This window comes from Nostoc sp. (assembly GCF_036917535.1).
In the GTDB taxonomy this organism is placed as follows: domain Bacteria; phylum Cyanobacteriota; class Cyanobacteriia; order Cyanobacteriales; family Nostocaceae; genus Nostoc.
The window spans coordinates 65,716-82,410 of the sequence record NZ_JBALDA010000075.1; the positions used below are offsets into that span (position 1 = coordinate 65,716).

At 41.0% G+C, this 16,695-nt stretch carries 18 protein-coding genes; 8 read left to right on the forward strand and 10 right to left on the reverse strand.

All coding sequences use genetic code 11. The features are described from left to right. Positions 1-410 precede the first annotated feature (410 nt). Positions 411-1,316: a cation diffusion facilitator family transporter gene (locus V7K56_RS24130; RefSeq protein ID WP_334914336.1), complete on the forward strand. Its 906-nt coding sequence runs from the start codon at positions 411-413 to the stop codon at positions 1,314-1,316. 374 nt (positions 1,317-1,690) lie between these two features. On the opposite strand, the gene V7K56_RS24135 is transcribed toward V7K56_RS24130, so the two are convergent. The 8 genes from V7K56_RS24135 to V7K56_RS24170 all read right to left on the reverse strand — a co-directional run bounded on the left by V7K56_RS24135 (position 1,691) and on the right by V7K56_RS24170 (position 8,326). Continuing rightward, positions 1,691-2,095 (reverse strand): response regulator, encoded by a 405-nt coding sequence (locus tag V7K56_RS24135; protein ID WP_334914338.1) that lies wholly within the window; start codon positions 2,093-2,095, stop codon positions 1,691-1,693. Positions 2,096-2,879: 784 nt separating this feature from the next. After that, positions 2,880-4,502, reverse strand: a complete 1,623-nt coding sequence (guaA, locus tag V7K56_RS24140; RefSeq protein WP_334914340.1) for a glutamine-hydrolyzing GMP synthase — start codon at positions 4,500-4,502, stop codon at positions 2,880-2,882. Positions 4,503-4,730: 228 nt separating this feature from the next. Next, positions 4,731-5,843 (reverse strand): cobalt-precorrin-5B (C(1))-methyltransferase CbiD, encoded by a 1,113-nt coding sequence (gene cbiD, locus V7K56_RS24145; protein WP_334914342.1) that lies wholly within the window; start codon positions 5,841-5,843, stop codon positions 4,731-4,733. Positions 5,844-5,852: 9 nt separating this feature from the next. Beyond that, the gene (locus V7K56_RS24150; protein WP_334914344.1) at positions 5,853-6,062 is read right to left on the reverse strand and encodes a DUF5615 family PIN-like protein; all 210 of its coding nucleotides are present in this window, start codon (positions 6,060-6,062) and stop codon (positions 5,853-5,855) included. After that, on the reverse strand, positions 6,056-6,394 hold the full coding sequence (locus V7K56_RS24155) for a DUF433 domain-containing protein (RefSeq protein ID WP_334914346.1): 339 nt from the start codon (positions 6,392-6,394) through the stop codon (positions 6,056-6,058). Before V7K56_RS24155 ends, V7K56_RS24150 begins: the two co-directional genes overlap by 7 nt. A 283-nt stretch (positions 6,395-6,677) precedes the next feature. Continuing rightward, on the reverse strand, positions 6,678-6,974 hold the full coding sequence (locus V7K56_RS24160) for a DUF7734 family protein (RefSeq protein WP_334914348.1): 297 nt from the start codon (positions 6,972-6,974) through the stop codon (positions 6,678-6,680). A gap of 35 nt (positions 6,975-7,009) precedes the next feature. Then, positions 7,010-7,606, reverse strand: coding sequence for a DUF3177 family protein (locus tag V7K56_RS24165; RefSeq protein ID WP_334914350.1), 597 nt, complete (start codon positions 7,604-7,606; stop codon positions 7,010-7,012). A gap of 474 nt (positions 7,607-8,080) precedes the next feature. Then, a complete protein-coding gene (locus V7K56_RS24170; protein WP_334914352.1) occupies positions 8,081-8,326 on the reverse strand; it encodes a Calvin cycle protein CP12 in 246 nt (81 codons plus the stop codon). A gap of 372 nt (positions 8,327-8,698) precedes the next feature. On the opposite strand from V7K56_RS24170, the gene V7K56_RS24175 reads away from it, so the two are divergent. Further along, positions 8,699-9,934 carry an FIST signal transduction protein gene (locus tag V7K56_RS24175; RefSeq protein ID WP_334914354.1) on the forward strand — a complete coding sequence of 412 codons (1,236 nt, stop codon included), beginning with the start codon at positions 8,699-8,701 and terminating at the stop codon, positions 9,932-9,934. Positions 9,935-10,101: 167 nt separating this feature from the next. Here V7K56_RS24175 and V7K56_RS24180 read toward each other — a convergent pair whose 3' ends face one another. Beyond that, the gene (locus tag V7K56_RS24180) at positions 10,102-11,229 is read right to left on the reverse strand and encodes a metallophosphoesterase family protein (RefSeq protein ID WP_334914356.1); all 1,128 of its coding nucleotides are present in this window, start codon (positions 11,227-11,229) and stop codon (positions 10,102-10,104) included. Positions 11,230-11,709: 480 nt separating this feature from the next. On the opposite strand from V7K56_RS24180, the gene V7K56_RS24185 reads away from it, so the two are divergent. From V7K56_RS24185 to V7K56_RS24210, 6 genes are all read left to right on the forward strand, one after another. Further along, positions 11,710-11,862, forward strand: coding sequence for a lmo0937 family membrane protein (locus V7K56_RS24185; protein ID WP_334914358.1), 153 nt, complete (start codon positions 11,710-11,712; stop codon positions 11,860-11,862). A gap of 180 nt (positions 11,863-12,042) precedes the next feature. Further along, positions 12,043-13,110 carry an AI-2E family transporter gene (locus V7K56_RS24190; RefSeq protein ID WP_334914360.1) on the forward strand — a complete coding sequence of 356 codons (1,068 nt, stop codon included), beginning with the start codon at positions 12,043-12,045 and terminating at the stop codon, positions 13,108-13,110. A gap of 96 nt (positions 13,111-13,206) precedes the next feature. Next, positions 13,207-14,079, forward strand: a complete 873-nt coding sequence (locus V7K56_RS24195) for an S-methyl-5'-thioadenosine phosphorylase (protein WP_334914361.1) — start codon at positions 13,207-13,209, stop codon at positions 14,077-14,079. Positions 14,080-14,601: 522 nt separating this feature from the next. Next, positions 14,602-15,405: an Rpn family recombination-promoting nuclease/putative transposase gene (locus tag V7K56_RS24200; protein ID WP_334914363.1), complete on the forward strand. Its 804-nt coding sequence runs from the start codon at positions 14,602-14,604 to the stop codon at positions 15,403-15,405. Between the two features lie 7 nt (positions 15,406-15,412). Then, positions 15,413-15,643 carry a DUF4351 domain-containing protein gene (locus V7K56_RS24205; protein ID WP_334914365.1) on the forward strand — a complete coding sequence of 77 codons (231 nt, stop codon included), beginning with the start codon at positions 15,413-15,415 and terminating at the stop codon, positions 15,641-15,643. A gap of 86 nt (positions 15,644-15,729) precedes the next feature. Further along, positions 15,730-15,918 (forward strand): hypothetical protein, encoded by a 189-nt coding sequence (locus V7K56_RS24210; protein ID WP_334914367.1) that lies wholly within the window; start codon positions 15,730-15,732, stop codon positions 15,916-15,918. A 112-nt stretch (positions 15,919-16,030) separates the two neighbouring features. Here V7K56_RS24210 and V7K56_RS24215 read toward each other — a convergent pair. Then, positions 16,031-16,695: WD40 repeat domain-containing protein (locus V7K56_RS24215; RefSeq protein WP_334914369.1), on the reverse strand; the 665-nt coding region annotated here is incomplete at its 5' end.

A 16,695-nucleotide genomic window follows, 5' to 3' on the forward strand; every position in this document is an offset into this window, starting at 1 on the left:
TTTGACTATTTTCTGGATAAACCATGAGCTTCCTTATGCTTATAAGGCAGTAAATAACACTCATTAAGCCGATCGATTATTTAGAGTAAATACAGACCACTGATGGTTGTCATAATATCTTTGAATACAATTTAATATGACATTAGTTGATGTATTAATAACAAAGTTAATTACAATATTACTTAAAATTTAATGCTAAAAATACGCGGTTATTTCTAAAGCCATTAACAATAAATATCCAGTTTGTAGCTGGCGTTAGTTAAAAAAAATCTCAACAAAACGATCTAAAACATAGAGGCTATAGAGAGACTTAGCTTTTACTGCGTAAGACTTTGATACAGTTTATTTATATTTATTTGTATTTTGAGGTCTACATTAGAAGTCATAGAATTTGATGTGATAAATTATCTATGACTTACGATAACCGCGCTGAAGTAAGAAAGGTCTTAATTATTACCCTACTACTCAACCTATTTGTAATGGGATTGAAAGCACTTGTGGGCTACTGGACAGGTTCTTTGAGTTTGCTAGCTGATGCCTTACATAGTGTGACAGATAGCGCCAACAACGTTTTAGGATTAATTGCGAGTAAATTTTCTTCTCCACAACCCGATCGCGAGCATCCCTACGGACACAGCAAGTTTGAAGCAGTAGGCGCTCTAGGAATTGCCTCATTTTTAGGAATAGCCTGTTTTGAAATTCTGCAAGGAGCAATCGAGCGAATTCTCAAAGGTGGTGGTGAATCGATAAAAATATCGCCACCTGAGTTGTGGTTATTACTAATTGTGCTGGGTGTGAATATTTTTGTGGCCTTTTATGAACGTGCTGTGGGTAAGCGGGTAGGTAGCTCAATTCTCATTGCTGATGCGACACATACCATGAGCGATATTTGGGTAACAATCTCTGTAATTGGCGGCTTGATAGGAGTTTGGCTAGGTTATCAATGGATGGATTTGGTGTTAGCTTTTCCTGTCGCCTTGTTGGTATTTTGGAGTGGCTGGTCAGTTTTAAAAGAGAATTTGCCTTGGCTTGTGGATCAAATGGCGATCGCACCAGAAGCAATACACGCGATCGCTACTTCTGTTCCAGGTGTAATTAACTGTCATGCGATCGCTTCTCGTGGCGTTCTTGGTCGTCAAGTGTTCATTGAAATGCATCTAATAGTAGATGCATCAGATGTAGAAACTGCCCACCACATCACTGAAGAAGTCGAAAGCCGATTAGAAGAACGATTTCGTCCAGTGAGAATTTTAATTCACGTCGAGCCACCAGCGTATAAGTCTGAGCAAATTAGCTTTGAAACTGGAACAAAGTAGTCTTAGCAATTCTAAATCACGCTCGATACTATACTGGTTCCCCTTAAAAAGACTTGCTTTAATTGCTTCATTAAAAAGGTGAGTTAGAGGGGATCAAGCCAGAACCTAAGTATATTGTGTTATTGCCAATATTTTTTTCCAAGCCAATACCTTACCAAAAGTAATGTTCTATAACCTTAATTTCTTCGTTTAAAAATATGAGAAGGAAAATAACAAATAACGACCGACAAATATAGCAGTCGAAGCATAGGTTAGGACTATGTTGATTGCTGAAACCTTTGATAATACTGAGTTTCTACTCAGCATGGGCTAAACGCCCCGCTGACGCTAACAGCACTCAGCACTCAGCACTTTGCTATAACTGCATCTTTGTATTAACTCTTATAAGAAGCAACCAATTCTGCAACGAGCGCAACTAGTTCTCCTGGATCGACAGGTTTAGCCACATGAGTCTGAAAACCCGCTTCCAGAGCGCGGCTACGATATTCGCGATCGCCATAAGCAGTTAAGGCGATCGCGGGAAGTTTTCCATAAATATCGGGCTTCAATGCGCGGATCTTGCGGATGAGGGTGTAACCATCTTCATCAGGCATAGCAATATCACAAATCAAGACATCTGGTTGCAACTCAGGTAATACTTTCAATGCTACCGTTGCCGATGCAACTGCCATTATAGTGGCTCCATCAGCTTCCAACACGGTAGTAATGTAAAAGCGGCTATCATCATCATCATCAACTACGAGGATGTTTAAGCCAGCAAGGGGAAGAGCAGGTTCCATAACATCTCCATTAATGTTGATCGAATGAAATGTATTTCCAATGAGCTGCTTGTTTTTTTCTCCATACCATACCATTGATAATTTTACTGCGATCGCGCCGATTTTCCGAGAAAATAACTCATATCATGTCCGGTTAAAGACTTATCATTAAGACCGCAGTTCTTGGCAGAGGGGCTCCAGGTGCAGAGGGGAGGGGTTTTTGGGCTTTATACATAGAGAAAGGAAATTATAATTAATTAGCCGGACATGATATCAATTTGTCTAGTCACCATCCAATTGATGCTTAATTATTCACTGGCATTTATAACTATTGACTGGATAAAATTATGTTAGTATTTAAATTCTTTTATCTTAAAAAATTAATTTTAACAAATAGTTTAAGTTCAAAAATAATCTTGCTAACTACTGATTACCTTATTACTAACAGGTTTAGATTTTGATGGAGCTTGAAAAAAGTCAAAAAAATAGACAATGCCGAGTCTTAAAAAGAGTTAGATCGGCATTGTTATTTTTAAATCAATACAGTTCAGATAAGCTCAAAACCTAGATGTAGAGAGGCGATTTATCGCGTCTTGAAAGACCAATTATCTACACCAATAACTTTTAACTCAAGCAGATTGAAACGAAGCCGAAGACGCTCCAGATCCAACCAGGAATTAGGAGTCAGAAGTAATACACCTAACTATTAACTTACAAACTGCTGTATGTGAATCTCAATTCCTGCAAGTAATCTGAACTTTAGTAAAAAGTAATGAGCTTTTAGTCAAGTCAACTCAAAACTTGATTACTCCCATTCAATGGTTCCAGGCGGCTTCGAGGTGATGTCATAAACCACCCGATTTACTCCTTTCACCTCATTCACAATTCGAGTAGAAATCACTTCCAGGACATCATAAGGCACTCTTGCCCAATCAGCAGTCATGCCATCTTCACTGGTAACAATCCGCAAAACAATGGGGTAGGCGTAAGTACGTTGATCTCCCATAACGCCAACACTACGAATTGGCAGCAATACAGCAAATGCTTGCCAGAAATCATGATACAGACCGCGTTGGTTAATTTCTTGCCGCACAATCAAATCGGCATCGCGCAAAATATTTAACCGCTCAGATGTAACTTCCCCCAGAATCCGAATTGCTAAACCAGGTCCAGGAAAGGGTTGCCGTTGAACAATTTCTTCTGGTAAACCAATGGAACGCCCAAGTTTGCGGACTTCATCTTTAAATAGTTTCCGCAGAGGTTCCACTAATTTAAATCTTAGGTCTTTGGGTAAACCGCCAACATTGTGATGACTCTTAATTTTCACCGCTACCCGCTCACCAGTTTGGGGATCAACGTTGGTATCCGCAGATTCGATCACATCTGGATAAAGAGTTCCTTGAGCTAGATAGTCAAAGTGACCGAGGCGCTTGGATGTTTCCTCAAATACACTGATAAATTCGTGTCCGATGCGGCGGCGTTTTTCTTCAGGATCTGTAATCCCAGCAACTTTAGCCAAAAAGCGATCGCGGGCGTTAACATATTCAACAGGAATGTGAAACTGCTCTTGAAACAGCTTTACCAATCGCTCTGGCTCATATTTCCGCATAAAGCCTTGATCGATAAACACACAAGTCAGTTGCTCGCCAATTGCTTTGTATAGCAAGAAAGCCAAGGTAGAAGAATCCACTCCACCAGACAGCGCTAACAGCACCCGCTTATCGCCAACTCTGGCGCGAATTTCTCGAATTGCCTCTTCGACAAAAGCCGCTGTTGTCCAAGTGGGTTCGCAATCGCAGATATGGTAGACAAAATTACGGATTAATGCTATACCACCAAGAGAATGTACTACCTCTGGATGGAACTGAACGCCGTAAAGCTTCTTTTCGTGGTCAGCAATAGCAGCACAGGGAGTATTTTCTGTATGTGCTAGTAATTCAAACCCTGATGGCATTTGGATAACTGAGTCTCCATGACTCATCCACATGGTAGTGCCATCTTCAACATTAGTAAGCAAATCTGTGGGATCGTCAATATATAATGAGGCTTTGCCGTATTCACCTCGATCGGCCTTTGCCACTTCCCCACCGAGTTGCTTTACCATCAACTGCATCCCATAGCAAACACCCAAAATGGGTATTCCCAAATTCCAGATTTCTGGGTGACAATGGGGAGCGTTATCACCATAAACTGAACTTGGGCCACCTGAGAGAATGATTCCCTTGGGATTGAGTTGGCGCAAATGTTCAGAAGTAGTGCGATAGGATAAAACTTCGGAGTATACTTGAGTTTCGCGGATGCGACGGGCAATCAGCTCAGAATATTGAGAGCCAAAGTCCAAAATTACAATCAATTGGCGATCAAGCCGCCCAAAATTTTCCAATGTTTGGGGCGCTTGTTCTGTTGGTAGAGTCACCGCTGTATTCATGACGGGAGAATTATCTGTGTTAAGGATAAATAGATGCTTTGTGGTCTATGGTGATGCTATTATTCAGCCAGAATAGGCTGATAACGGTATAGAAAGCCTTGACAAACGCTAGTTTACGTGCACTTGTCAAACCCCGGAGTTGGAGATGGTATTAAAACGATAAATCTACCCTAGAGTGGTTACTTAAAGAATTATTTGTTTGGATTGTTTACGATTATTCATAATAAATTAACATAATTTTCCCATCAACAGACGAGCAGTTTTACTCTTCACGATAATTTTGCGATCACGATCAAAGAGAATAGAGCCACAGACTGTTACTTTTGTGACGCTTTCGCTATGGCTTTGGATGTATTCTTGGGAACGAACATCGATAGTTTCAACGATCGCACTGTAAACTTTATTTACCCAATCACTACTAGTTGCAGCATCTATGGATTTTAGGTGTGTGAGTGCTGCTTCAGCAGTTGCACTGTTAAATACAGCTTGGATATCTGGTGATTTTAAACCTGCGATCGCACAGTGCGCTGCCAAAATTTCCCGCCTTCCATCAGCCAAGTAGTGATGGGTGTGAAAAATCCCGCCAGCCAGTTTCATCAGCTTACCGTGATAGCCAAATAATAAGATTTCTTTTACACCCAGCACATCAGCTTCTACTAACATTGGCCCAAGCCAGTTAGCAGTTTTGATTAATTGTTCGGGATTAATCCCTAGTTTACGCGCCAAATCTAGGCCATTCTCCCCGATACAAAATACTAAATTCTCAAAACGACTGACTTTATTTTGTAATTCAGTCCGAAAAACTGCAAGCTGATCTGGTGTACTCAAAGGTTGAGAAATGCCGGTTGTGCCTAAAAGGGAAAGTCCTTCAACCACACCAAAGGCAGAATTGGAAGTGCGAACAGCAAGCGATCGCCCTTCGGGTAAAATAATCGTCACCGTGATTTTTTCCCCAGGTGCTAGCATTCGTTGCAAATTCTCTTGCAACAGCTTTTGAGCGTAAGCATAAATAGCTGGCTTGTCATCAGCATTCAATTGCTTACCAATTCCTTCCCCACCTTTAATAATGACTGCCTCACCTTCTTCCCTCCATTCCACCAATGCCCAAATCGGTGTATTTCTGGTCAGGTCAAGATTATCACCAGGGTCACTACGGGTGATTGCTAAAGCTGTATTCTCAGATAGTCCTGCTACCTGTTGAATGGGGATTTCTGCAATTTGAGGGGGTTCAATCAAATCTATAGATACTAAAGTTAGGGGTTGGCGATCGCGTAACCAATGTAAAGCTGCAACAGCAGCAGCGCACGCAAATACTGGTAGTGTGTATCCAGAACGAGACATTTTCTAAATTCAAAAATCAAAAAAATTCTTCAAAAATAAAGACAGTTTCAGATAGCTTGCTTTCTTCAGGATAAGGGCTGCCCAATCCAGGATAGTTGGATCATCTTTGCCTAATAACCCAAGGTCTTGTACACGAACGATGTCGATTTCCGGGCTACGGCGGAATAATCTTCTAACAACCGTATTATCGAAATTTTCATCCGCAAGGAATTTTAACATGCTTCCTGTGCTGCTTTGCGCGCAAGCAAGCGATCGCGTAAGCCTTGTGGGTCAAAATTAGCTTGATTTATTGCCCGAATCTCTAGTGATTGCTGCTGTCGCTGTTGCAAGTAGGCTTCTACTTCCGGTTGATGATTGAGGTAGAAGGCGATCGTAGCGTAAATGTCAGCCAAATTGAGCGACGGATAGCGATAAACAATTTCCTCTGCTGTCGCGCCTTGCTTAAAGACAGCAACCACAGTGTCCAATGTGACGCGGGTTTTGCCGACGAGAACTACCCCATCGTCATTCGATTTTAGAGGAGCAGGTTCGGCAATAATCGATAGTGTCATGAACGCCTTTCAATTCATTGCTTTGATAGTAGCAAACCTTGGTCTGCTGAAAGCACATTGTTAGACTGCCTATAAAAATAAAAACTGCCGAGCATATATTCAATATGATTAACCCTAAAGTTTTAAAGTGTACTGAATCAGGATACAAATCTACAATCCGTGAAATAATTCGATCAGACAAATTTTCGTCTAAAAGCAGTTTCACAGGGATACCACAAATAACTATCGCTTCATCAGCAATCTCAAAGTTAGCCTTGCTGTAAAATTACGAATTAGTTATTAGTTAGACTCCCACTTCTAATAATAGAGCTTCCATAGCTTCCCAAGAAATTCCTTGTTGAATATAACGAGGTGCTTCAGGATTGTAAGGACTGGCTACTCGGTCAATGTTGAGGATGTTTGCCCTATCTGATAGAACTGGTACATCTGCATCAAATGCCGTAGGGCGCATCAAAGAACTAGAAAAGCCTTTGAAAATAGCAATTGTATCTTGCTCATCAGCAATTTCCACCGTTACAATTAGGACTTCTTGGGGGCGTTTAGCGGTGTATTGTTCCAGTCGCTTACCAATGGAATTCATTTTTTTAAGAGTAGAGTTAAGTGGCACAGCGACAGTTATTGTGGTGTGGCTGAACGTCCCTGCTTGCCTAGCTTAATTAAAACAAAATAGCTCAAGTAAAGCACATAAATTACTAAACTAGTTATGCCAAGAAAACCTAAGAACTCAGCCTTGCTGTTAGCATGAAAATATTCTTTGAATAGTAACGGAGCCTCGAACCAGACACGACAATAGGGAGTTTTCAGCATATTGGCAGAAAAAGCACAACCCAAAAAAGGGATAAAGGCTAGTGTGCCCAAAAAACAATAAACAGTTGTCGCCCAGCGCCAAGAGGTAAAAATCAATTTCAAAGATCCACTGGTTTGATACTCAATTTCGTCGTTGATATCCACCCAGAACCACAACGAAATCGGGATCAAAATCTGAGCTATGAACCCAGAGATAAAGCTAACTGGATACTGGGCAATCATTAAATAAACTGTGATTGCCACTAAGCTTGATACTCGCCAGTATATAGCCAATAAGCGTTGTATGCCTTCCGCTTTTTGTACAAATGCCCAAATTAGAAGAATTAGCGGAATAATTACTAGAAATAATACTGCTAGTCGGTAATCAATCCAGACGAAAGGTCGAAACCAAATATTATAGTCCATATTTTTTCTCAAACAATAGATAAAAAAGTCAGGAGTCCGAATAAAAAAAGTGGTATTTTATACCATTACTTAATTGTAGACTGGCAAATAAGGCAGGGGTGTTAAACCTTTTTATTCAGGAGTCAGTCGGACTCCAACTCATTTTGAATTCTTCTTGATAATAGTTTATTGAATCTCGTATGACTAGAAGTCACGAGTATTACAAAAAATTCATAGGGGCGTACAGATGTACGCCCCTACTGCCAAGTAATTTATTATTTAATTGATGAAAATCGCGACCTATCTCTTTGGAAGAAGCTTATTGATTCAAATAAAGAGTTTATTTTTTTCCACGACTAAAATTGGGGGCTTTAAATAAAACGCTTGCAAGTGGAGGATATTGGTGAGTTTCCGCGTCCCCCACTCTGGGCGTCTTCTTTAGTCAATCCTGGTTGTTTGTTAACCAAACAACAGAAAATCCAGAAACCTCAATTTCTAGTCGTCGTAAACCCGGCATTCAATGGCATCTGGGTTGTCATCACAGTACTGTTCTAGAGAGTTTTTTGGCTTGCTTTGGCGCTTGTGGGAAGCTTCGGCTTGTAATTCTTCTACTGCATCCCAAGCAGCAGCACACTCTGGTGAGTTGCTACCGCTAGTATCACAGACAGTACGCGCTTGTTCCACTTCTTGTTGGATTTGCTCTTGGATGTCGCTTTTTACTGTTTTTTGGACGTTGGTCATTGCTTTAGTCTCGTTATGTGTTGTTAATACTAGTATAGAAAATGTTCAGAAATGGCAGTTTTTAGCTTGATTACTAACCATTCTAACTATTTAGCTGATGGTAAGTTAGTTTTTTAGCCTATTGATTTATAACCAATACAGCAAGCTACCTTCTCTATAATGCATCTACCTTTATTTTTTAAGATTTTGTGGAATTAGTAGCAGAGATAAATAATCATACAATATATTTAGATGTCTATATTAGGGAATGACAACTCCAGCTTCTTGGGATGGAGGAGACAAAGGGCTGGCATCAATTCTTGTAAAATGCAATTCTTCCCAAAATAAAAAGTCAAAACCTACTAGCCTAAAAGAGAAAGAAGCTCAAAACTCATGGCAGACCAAATGCAGTGGGCAAATGCCCTATCAACCCGTCATTCTCTGGAAGCCGCTGTTACAGATGTGGTGGAACGGGCAGTTTCATCGTTAACAGCACCTGCGGATCTAGGACTGGTATTTATTTCGTCTGCTTTTACGAGTGAGTATTCCCGACTGTTACCTTTGTTAGCTGAAAAACTTTCTGTGCCAGTGCTAATTGGCTGTAGTGGTGGTGGTGTAATTGGGACGACAGTTAGCGGGGAAACCCAAGAATTGGAAGCTGAACCAGCTATCAGCTTGACTTTAGCACACCTTCCAGGAGTAAAAATTCAAGTTTTTCATATTGTTGCTGAAGAATTACCTGACTTAGACAGTTCGCCAGATGCTTGGCTTGATTTGATCGGTGTGCCACCATCACCGACACCACAGTTTATCTTGCTGTCTAGTTCCTTCGCCTCTGGAATCAACGATTTGTTGCAAGGGCTGGATTTTGCTTATCCAGGATCGGCGATCGTCGGGGGACAGGCTAGTGGTGGAGGTATGGGTGGTCGTGTTGCCCTTTTTTGTAAAGATACTAACGGCGAGAAACAGCAAAACTTGTATCGTGAGGGGACTGTTGGTATAGCTTTGACTGGCAATATTGTTTTGGAAACGATTGTAGCTCAGGGATGCCGACCGATTGGCAAGCCATTGCAAGTCACAAAAGCCGATCGCAATATCATCCTAGAGTTAGATGAGCAAGTGCCTTTGGTAGTGTTGCGAGATTTGATTGCTAGTCTCAACGAACAAGAACGAATTTTAGCACAGCACTCTCTGTTTGTTGGTGTGGCAATGGATGAATTTAAGCTGGCTTTGCAGCAAGGAGACTTTTTAATTCGCGGTATTCTTGGAGTCGATCCAAATGCTGGGGCGATCGCAATTGGCGATCGCGTCCGTCCCGGTCAAAGGCTGCAATTCCACCTCCGCGATGCCCAAGCCTCTGCTGAAGACCTCGAATTACTCCTCCAAAGTTATCGACACCAACGAGAATCTGAACCTTCAGCTGTAGCTGCTTTGATGTTTTCTTGTCTGGGACGAGGTGAAGGACTCTATGGTAAACCTAACTTCGATTCTGAACTATTTCAGCGCTACCTTAACGACATTCCTATAGGTGGCTTTTTCTGTGGCGGTGAAATCGGCCCTGTTGGTGGCAGAACCTTTTTACACGCCTACACTTCAGCATTTGGAATTTGTCGCCAAAATCAGTTATGAGTTTGTCATTTGTCATTGGTCATTGGGCATTGCTTATTAATTATTCCCTTGTGCCCCGCGTCAGCTAAATTTATTTATGGGAATAATAATTTTGAATTTTGTTAGCGCAGCGTTAGCGAGTCCGCGAGCGTCATTTTGAATTTTGAATTCCCCAAAGGGGTTGACTCTTAACTCTTATTTAGCACGAGTGTGCTGTTATTATCAATCAGAGTCAAAGTTCCAGCAGTGGTGATGCCTGGATGGGGCTGTGATGCACTATATGTCTGAATATAGCGCCGCACTTCTGGGGGAAAATGAGGGTAATCTAACACCGCATCCCCACCGGCAATAGTTGCCCAGAAGTCGCGCAAACTAGGAGCTAATTCTTTTGCTTGTGATAATGGTAAGTTTAATGGAGAGTGAGTTAGTAGCTTGATTAAAAAAGGGAAAGAGCGATCGCCCATCCACTGTCGTGATGACTTTTGCAAGTCAGGGAACTCAGGCACTGACTCTACGCGATGAGATAAAATTTGCAACGATTCTTTACCTTGGTTATCCCGATGAAACTCCAGCACTCGGTAAGGATGAGGATAGCTCACTAATGAACCAGTGGTAATATCATATACTCCATCTAAGTAAGCAATATCCTGAACGTGCAAATGTCCAGTAAATACTAGCTTGACTCCGTAGCGCCTCAGCAGATGCAATAGTTCTGCTGAATTGGACAACATATAGCGATATGCCAGTGGATGGTTCGATTGATTGGGCAAATGCTCTACCACATTATGATGCACCATCACCAAAACTAAGTCATCACCAGATGCCGCCAGCACCGCTTCTAACCACCGTAGCTGTTTGGTGTCTAAACACCCCACCTGCTCTCCTTGATCGTTAAAGGAGTTAGAATTCAGTCCAATCAGCTTAACTCCAGGTAATAACTGACGAACGTAGTAAATCTGCTGTGGATCGTCATAGCCAAACTTCATGTAATAGTAGGGAAAATCTGCAAAAGCAATTGATTGCTGATTAGCCAACAGCACAGGAACGTCATGATTGCCAGGAACAACATAGACAGGAAAAGGTAGCTTTGCTAAACATTGTTGCAACCAGGCGTGGTTTTCTGGTTCGCCATGCTGGGTTAAATCTCCTGGTAATAACAAGAAATCTAAATCGAGTTGTATTAAATGTTCTAATACACTTTTAAATGCTGAGATACTGACTTCCACCAAATGAAACCGACTAGGATGATCCCAGATTGTATGAGGAAGTGCCAGGTGTAAGTCGCTGACTATCGCAAACCGAAAATTGAGAGTCATTGATTTATGAAAATTTTAAAAGTAGGGGTTAAAACAAGTCTTTTCTCAAAAGTATAACCCTTACTTTCTCTTCCTGCTCAGGAGTGTGTATACTTAACATTTATATACATTAAGCATCGATTACACGCTATGGTGACAATCAACTTAAAAACTAATCATTACTATTAATCTTTAAAAATTATCAGAAATTTGATTGCTAAATATATAGTAATCAACGCTTGAATAATTGGGTAATGACTGGGAGTATCCTAAATGTCCAAGTTGATTTTATGTAAGGAATTGCAACATATCCAGGAAGATAAAAAAGGAACTACAAAAAAATACAAACAGAAGAGAATTTCAAAGAGTTTTTGCGTCAATCTAAGGTTAGCGCGTCTCAAACTTTAAAAGTTGTTTATTTCGATGAGTCTGGAATAAAAAGTGCAGCTAGGGAGTAAGATATATAAATAAATTAAAACTTACTTGACTGAGAGCAAATATATGTTGAGTATACTTTGGGGTGTTATTGTTGTGCTGGTTGCTTTTTGGGCATTAGGACTAGCACTTCATATTGCCGGGAACTTAATTCATGCAGTGTTGCTTATAGCCATTGCCCTTGCTATCTATAATTTTTTCAAAGCGCGTGATGTGTGAATAAATAACTCCTGGCACTTTTATGAACTGAGCAGCTAGTTAAATTAAATACATCAACTTGAGAATTCAGCGTATATTTTCTGAAAATAACTCCTGAATTCTGTTTTGTTAAAGATAAAAATTTTGCGCCGTTGCTGGCACTAAATTTGAAAAATGAAAACAGAAGAGTAAGTAATAGTAATGGCGAATTCCAGAGATACAGACAATGGATGGTCGCAGTTAACTCGTGGTGCGCCATTGGCGGTAATGCTAGCTGTGGTACTTTACATCTTGTACCAACTTTTACCAGTATTAGAACTTTTAGCGATCGCAGCATTGATTGCTTTAATTTTGCGAACGCTATTACGGTTTTTGCAAAAGTTAGTCAAATCACGGGATCTTGCTGTTCTGCTACTAATTGGATTAATCATCGGATTTTTGGTAGTATTAGCTACTGTAGTCTTACCTAGTGTTACATTTGAATCTCAAAAATTAATTAAAACATTACCAACTTATCTTAATAGATTGACAACAGATGTCGAGCAATTACGTCAGAAATTCACTTTTATTCCGGACATTTCTCAAGCACTTATACAATTACGAAATCTAACCGACCAGTTACTAAGTGGAGTACCAGTTTTCTTAGGTGAAGCTTTGAGTTTAACTGTGGATTTGATCGCGACGTTAATTCTAGCGCTTTACATGGCTTACGATCCTAATTCTTTAGTGAAAGGGATTTTAAGATTAGTACCAAGGCGACATCATCAGCAGTTTAAACGAATCCTTAAAGCTTGCGAGACAAGATTGCGGGGCTGGATTTTTGGGACAGGGATAGCGATGATATTTCTGGGTGCTGGAGCAACGTTTGGACTTTTTATTTTGGGGATTCCCTCAGCCCTGCCATTCGGAATTATTGCAGGTTTATTTGAAATAATTCCTTACTTTGGTTCGATTATTGGGACTTTTTTACCAGCATTAGTAGCGTTGAGTATTTCACCGTTAAAGCTAGTTTTTGTACTAATACTTTTCTTAATAATGAATCAAATAGATGCCCATGTTGTTCAGCCTTTGGTGATGGGTCAGCAAGTTAATATCCATCCAGTAATGGTGATTGTGACATTTTTGGTAATGGGTAAGCTATTTGGATTTATTGGTATCCTGCTTGCAGTGCCTGCGGCAGCAGTGATAATTACGTTTATTGATGAGTTTACGCTTGAAGAACCTGCTTTAGAGGAAGGAGATATTGAAAATAAAGTAGATGTTAAATAGATTTCCAGATAGACATCGCTTTGTTTGCTACCTTTTGTGCTACTTCCCTTTTCGATAAAATAACTGAGCAGATCGGTAAAGAACAGGTTCAGAATCATGGCTCAAGCTAGTATTGGGATTATAGGTGGTAGCGGTCTTTACAAAATGGATGCGCTCAAAGATGTCGAAGAAGTGCGAGTCGAGACTCCTTTTGGTTTACCATCTGATGCTTTGATTCTCGGAACTTTGGATGGTGCACGGGTAGCCTTTTTGGCGCGTCATGGCCGCAATCACACGCTTTTACCCTCTGAGTTACCATTTCGCGCTAATATCTATGCGATGAAGCAATTGGGTGTGAAGTATTTAATTTCAGCTAGTGCTGTGGGTTCCTTGAAGGAAGAGGCGAAACCATTGGATATGGTAGTGCCAGATCAGTTTATCGATAGAACAAAAAATCGGATTTCAACGTTTTTCGGTGAGGGAATTGTGGCTCACATAGCCTTTGGCGATCCGATTTGTAAGAATTTGGCGACTGTGTTGGCAGATGCGATCGCATCTCTCAATTTACCAGAAGTTACTCTCCATCGCGGCGGCACTTATGTATGCATGGAAGGGCCAGCTTTTTCCACAAAGGCAGAATCGAATCTTTACCGCAGTTGGGGTGCAACAATCATTGGGATGACGAATTTACCAGAGGCGAAGTTGGCAAGGGAAGCGGAAATTGCATACTCAACTTTAGCGCTGGTAACAGATTACGATTGTTGGCATCCAGGCCATGACACTGTGACAGTGGAGATAGTGATTGGCAATTTGCTGCGGAATGCAGTGAATGCTCAAAAGGTGATTCAAGAAACTGTGCGGCGCTTGAGTGAAAATCCCCCGGCGAGTGAGGCGCATTCGGCGTTGCAACATGCGATTTTGACTCAATTGGATAAAGCACCAGCAGCGACGAAGGAAAAGTTAGGGTTATTGTTGCAGAAGTATTTGTAGTATTGCTGATTAATGAGCGATGTTGATGACGGGCTGTTCGGTAACGCACTTTCTCAGATTACAGCAAGAGCGATGTCTACGACGGGCTACGCCTACGCACGTAAATATATAAGCTGTCGTCACCAAAATCATGATTTTCATTGACAAAATCGTGATTTTCATGAACAAAATCGTGATTTTCATTGACAAAATCGTGATTTTCATGAACAAACTCATGATTTTCATTGGCAAAATCGTGATTTTCATTAACAAACTCATGATTTTTGTTATAAAGCTTTGCTTATTCGTTGTGTCTAGCTGATAATGGTGCGATCGCACCATCATTATGAAATCATACAGGCGATCGCTTTATTTCAAGTTTGGGTAATCACTCATTACTAAAATCTCTTTGATTAAAGTGTCAGCCCCAGATTATACCAATTTGAAAAGAGAATGGGGACTGGGGATGAGGGAGACAAGGGGGACAAGGAAAATGACTAATGACTAATGACAGACAATATCTTGCTGATATAATACCTGTCTATGTTTGATAACGTCTGTCGCTTTTTAGCAGAGTCATATTCAGCCGATTTCGCTACTTGGTTACTTGGTGAATCTATTGCACTCACCCAACTCAGTCCATCAGAATTATCCCTCGAACCGATTCGAGCAGATGCGTTAATTCTGTTACAGTCAGATGAAATTGTTCTGCATATCGAATTTCAAACCGAAGCAAAAGCCGAAATTCCCTTTTGGATGACTGATTATCGGTTAAGGGTGTATCGCAGATTTCCCCAAAAGCGGATGCATCAAGTTGTAATTTATCTGCAACCCACCACATCCGAATTAGTCCAGCAAACAGCTTTTGTCTTAGAAAATACCCGTCATGAATTTGGAGTTATTCGTCTTTGGGAACAACCCAGCGAGATATTTTTGAATACTCCTGGTTTGTTACCGTTCGCAACCCTCAGTCAAACTGAGGATAAAACGCGAACATTACAACAGGTTGCAGAAGCTATTGAGCAAATAAACGATACCCGGATACAAAGTAATATTGCTGCGTCAACGGCAATATTGGCTGGGCTAGTATTAAACAAAGAACTGATTAAAAGATTATTACGGAGTGATCCTATGCGCGAGTCTGTAATTTATCAGGATATTTTACAGGAAGGAGCTTTATCGATTGTTATGCGACAACTTCGTCGTCAAGTCGGAACTGTTCCACCTGCACAGTTATTGAAAATACAAGCTTTAAACTCAACACAGTTGGATGATTTAGCAGAGGCTTTACTTGATTTTTCGAGTTTAACCGATTTAGAAGCTTGGTTAGCGCAAAATCAAGGTTAATGATGCTATGCGCGAGTCTGTAATTTATCAGGATATCCAGCAGGAAAAAGCTTTATCGATTGTTATGCGACAACTTCGCTGTAAAGTTGGAACTGTTACACCTGCACAGTTATTGAAAATTCAAGCTTTAGACTCAACACAGTTGGATGATTTAGCAGAGGCTTTACTTGATTTTTCGGATTTAAGTGATTTAGAAGCTTGGTTAGCACAAAATCATTTCGATCACACTATAAGTTAAAAGCGATCGCATCATTATAATCATACAAGCGATCGCACTTCCTCAGATTACAGCAAGAGCGATCGCAACAACGGGCTATTCTGTGATTGCACCATCATCATAAAATCATACAAGCGATCGCAGTTTCTGAGATGACAGCAAGAGCGATCACACCATCATTTGAAATTATAGAGGCGATCGCAGTTTCTGAAATTAGAGCAAAAGCGATCGCGATGACAGGCTATTCAATGACGCAGTTTCTTAGTACAGTTTTGCATAAAAGCGTAGCGTTTTAATTGTAGGGGAACATCTACTTAGCTATACCAATTTGAAAAATGATTGCGACAGATGGATTCACATCAAGCCAGACGCACCAAAGCAATTCCCAATCCAAAATCTAAAATGGTATCACCTGCGTGTGCCAATATCATCACATAGATGGCGATCGTTCTGGCTCACATTGGGGTTGTTTTGCAAATAATCGCGCATCCAAGCGCAACCCTTAATCATTAAATCATTCACATCAAAATTGAGATTCCACAGCTTCACCGTCTTGTCTGAACTTGCAGAGACAATGGTTTGACCGTCGGGGCTAAATGCCACACCCAAAACCGAACTGCTATGACCTTTGAGCGCTTGTAACAGTTGCCCATTGCGATTCCACAGCTTCACCGTGTTGTCTGAACTTGCAGAGGCAATGGTTTGACCGTCGGGACTAAATGCCACGCTATTAACCGAACTGCTATGACCTTGGAGAGTTTGCAGGAGTTGCCCCTTGCGATTCCACAGCTTCACCGTGTTGTCTGAACTTGCAGAGACAATGGTTTGACCGTCGGGACTAAATGCCACGCTATTAACCGAATCGCTATGACCTTGGAGAGTTTGCAGGAGTTGCCCCTTGCGATTCCACAGCTTCACCGTCTTGTCATAACTTGCAGAGGCAATGGTTTGACCGTCGGGGCTAAATGCCACGCCCCAAACCGAATCGCTATGACCTTGGAGAGTTTGCAGGAGTTGCCCCTTGCGATTCCACAGCTTCACCGTCTTGTCATAACTTGCAGAGGCAATGGTTT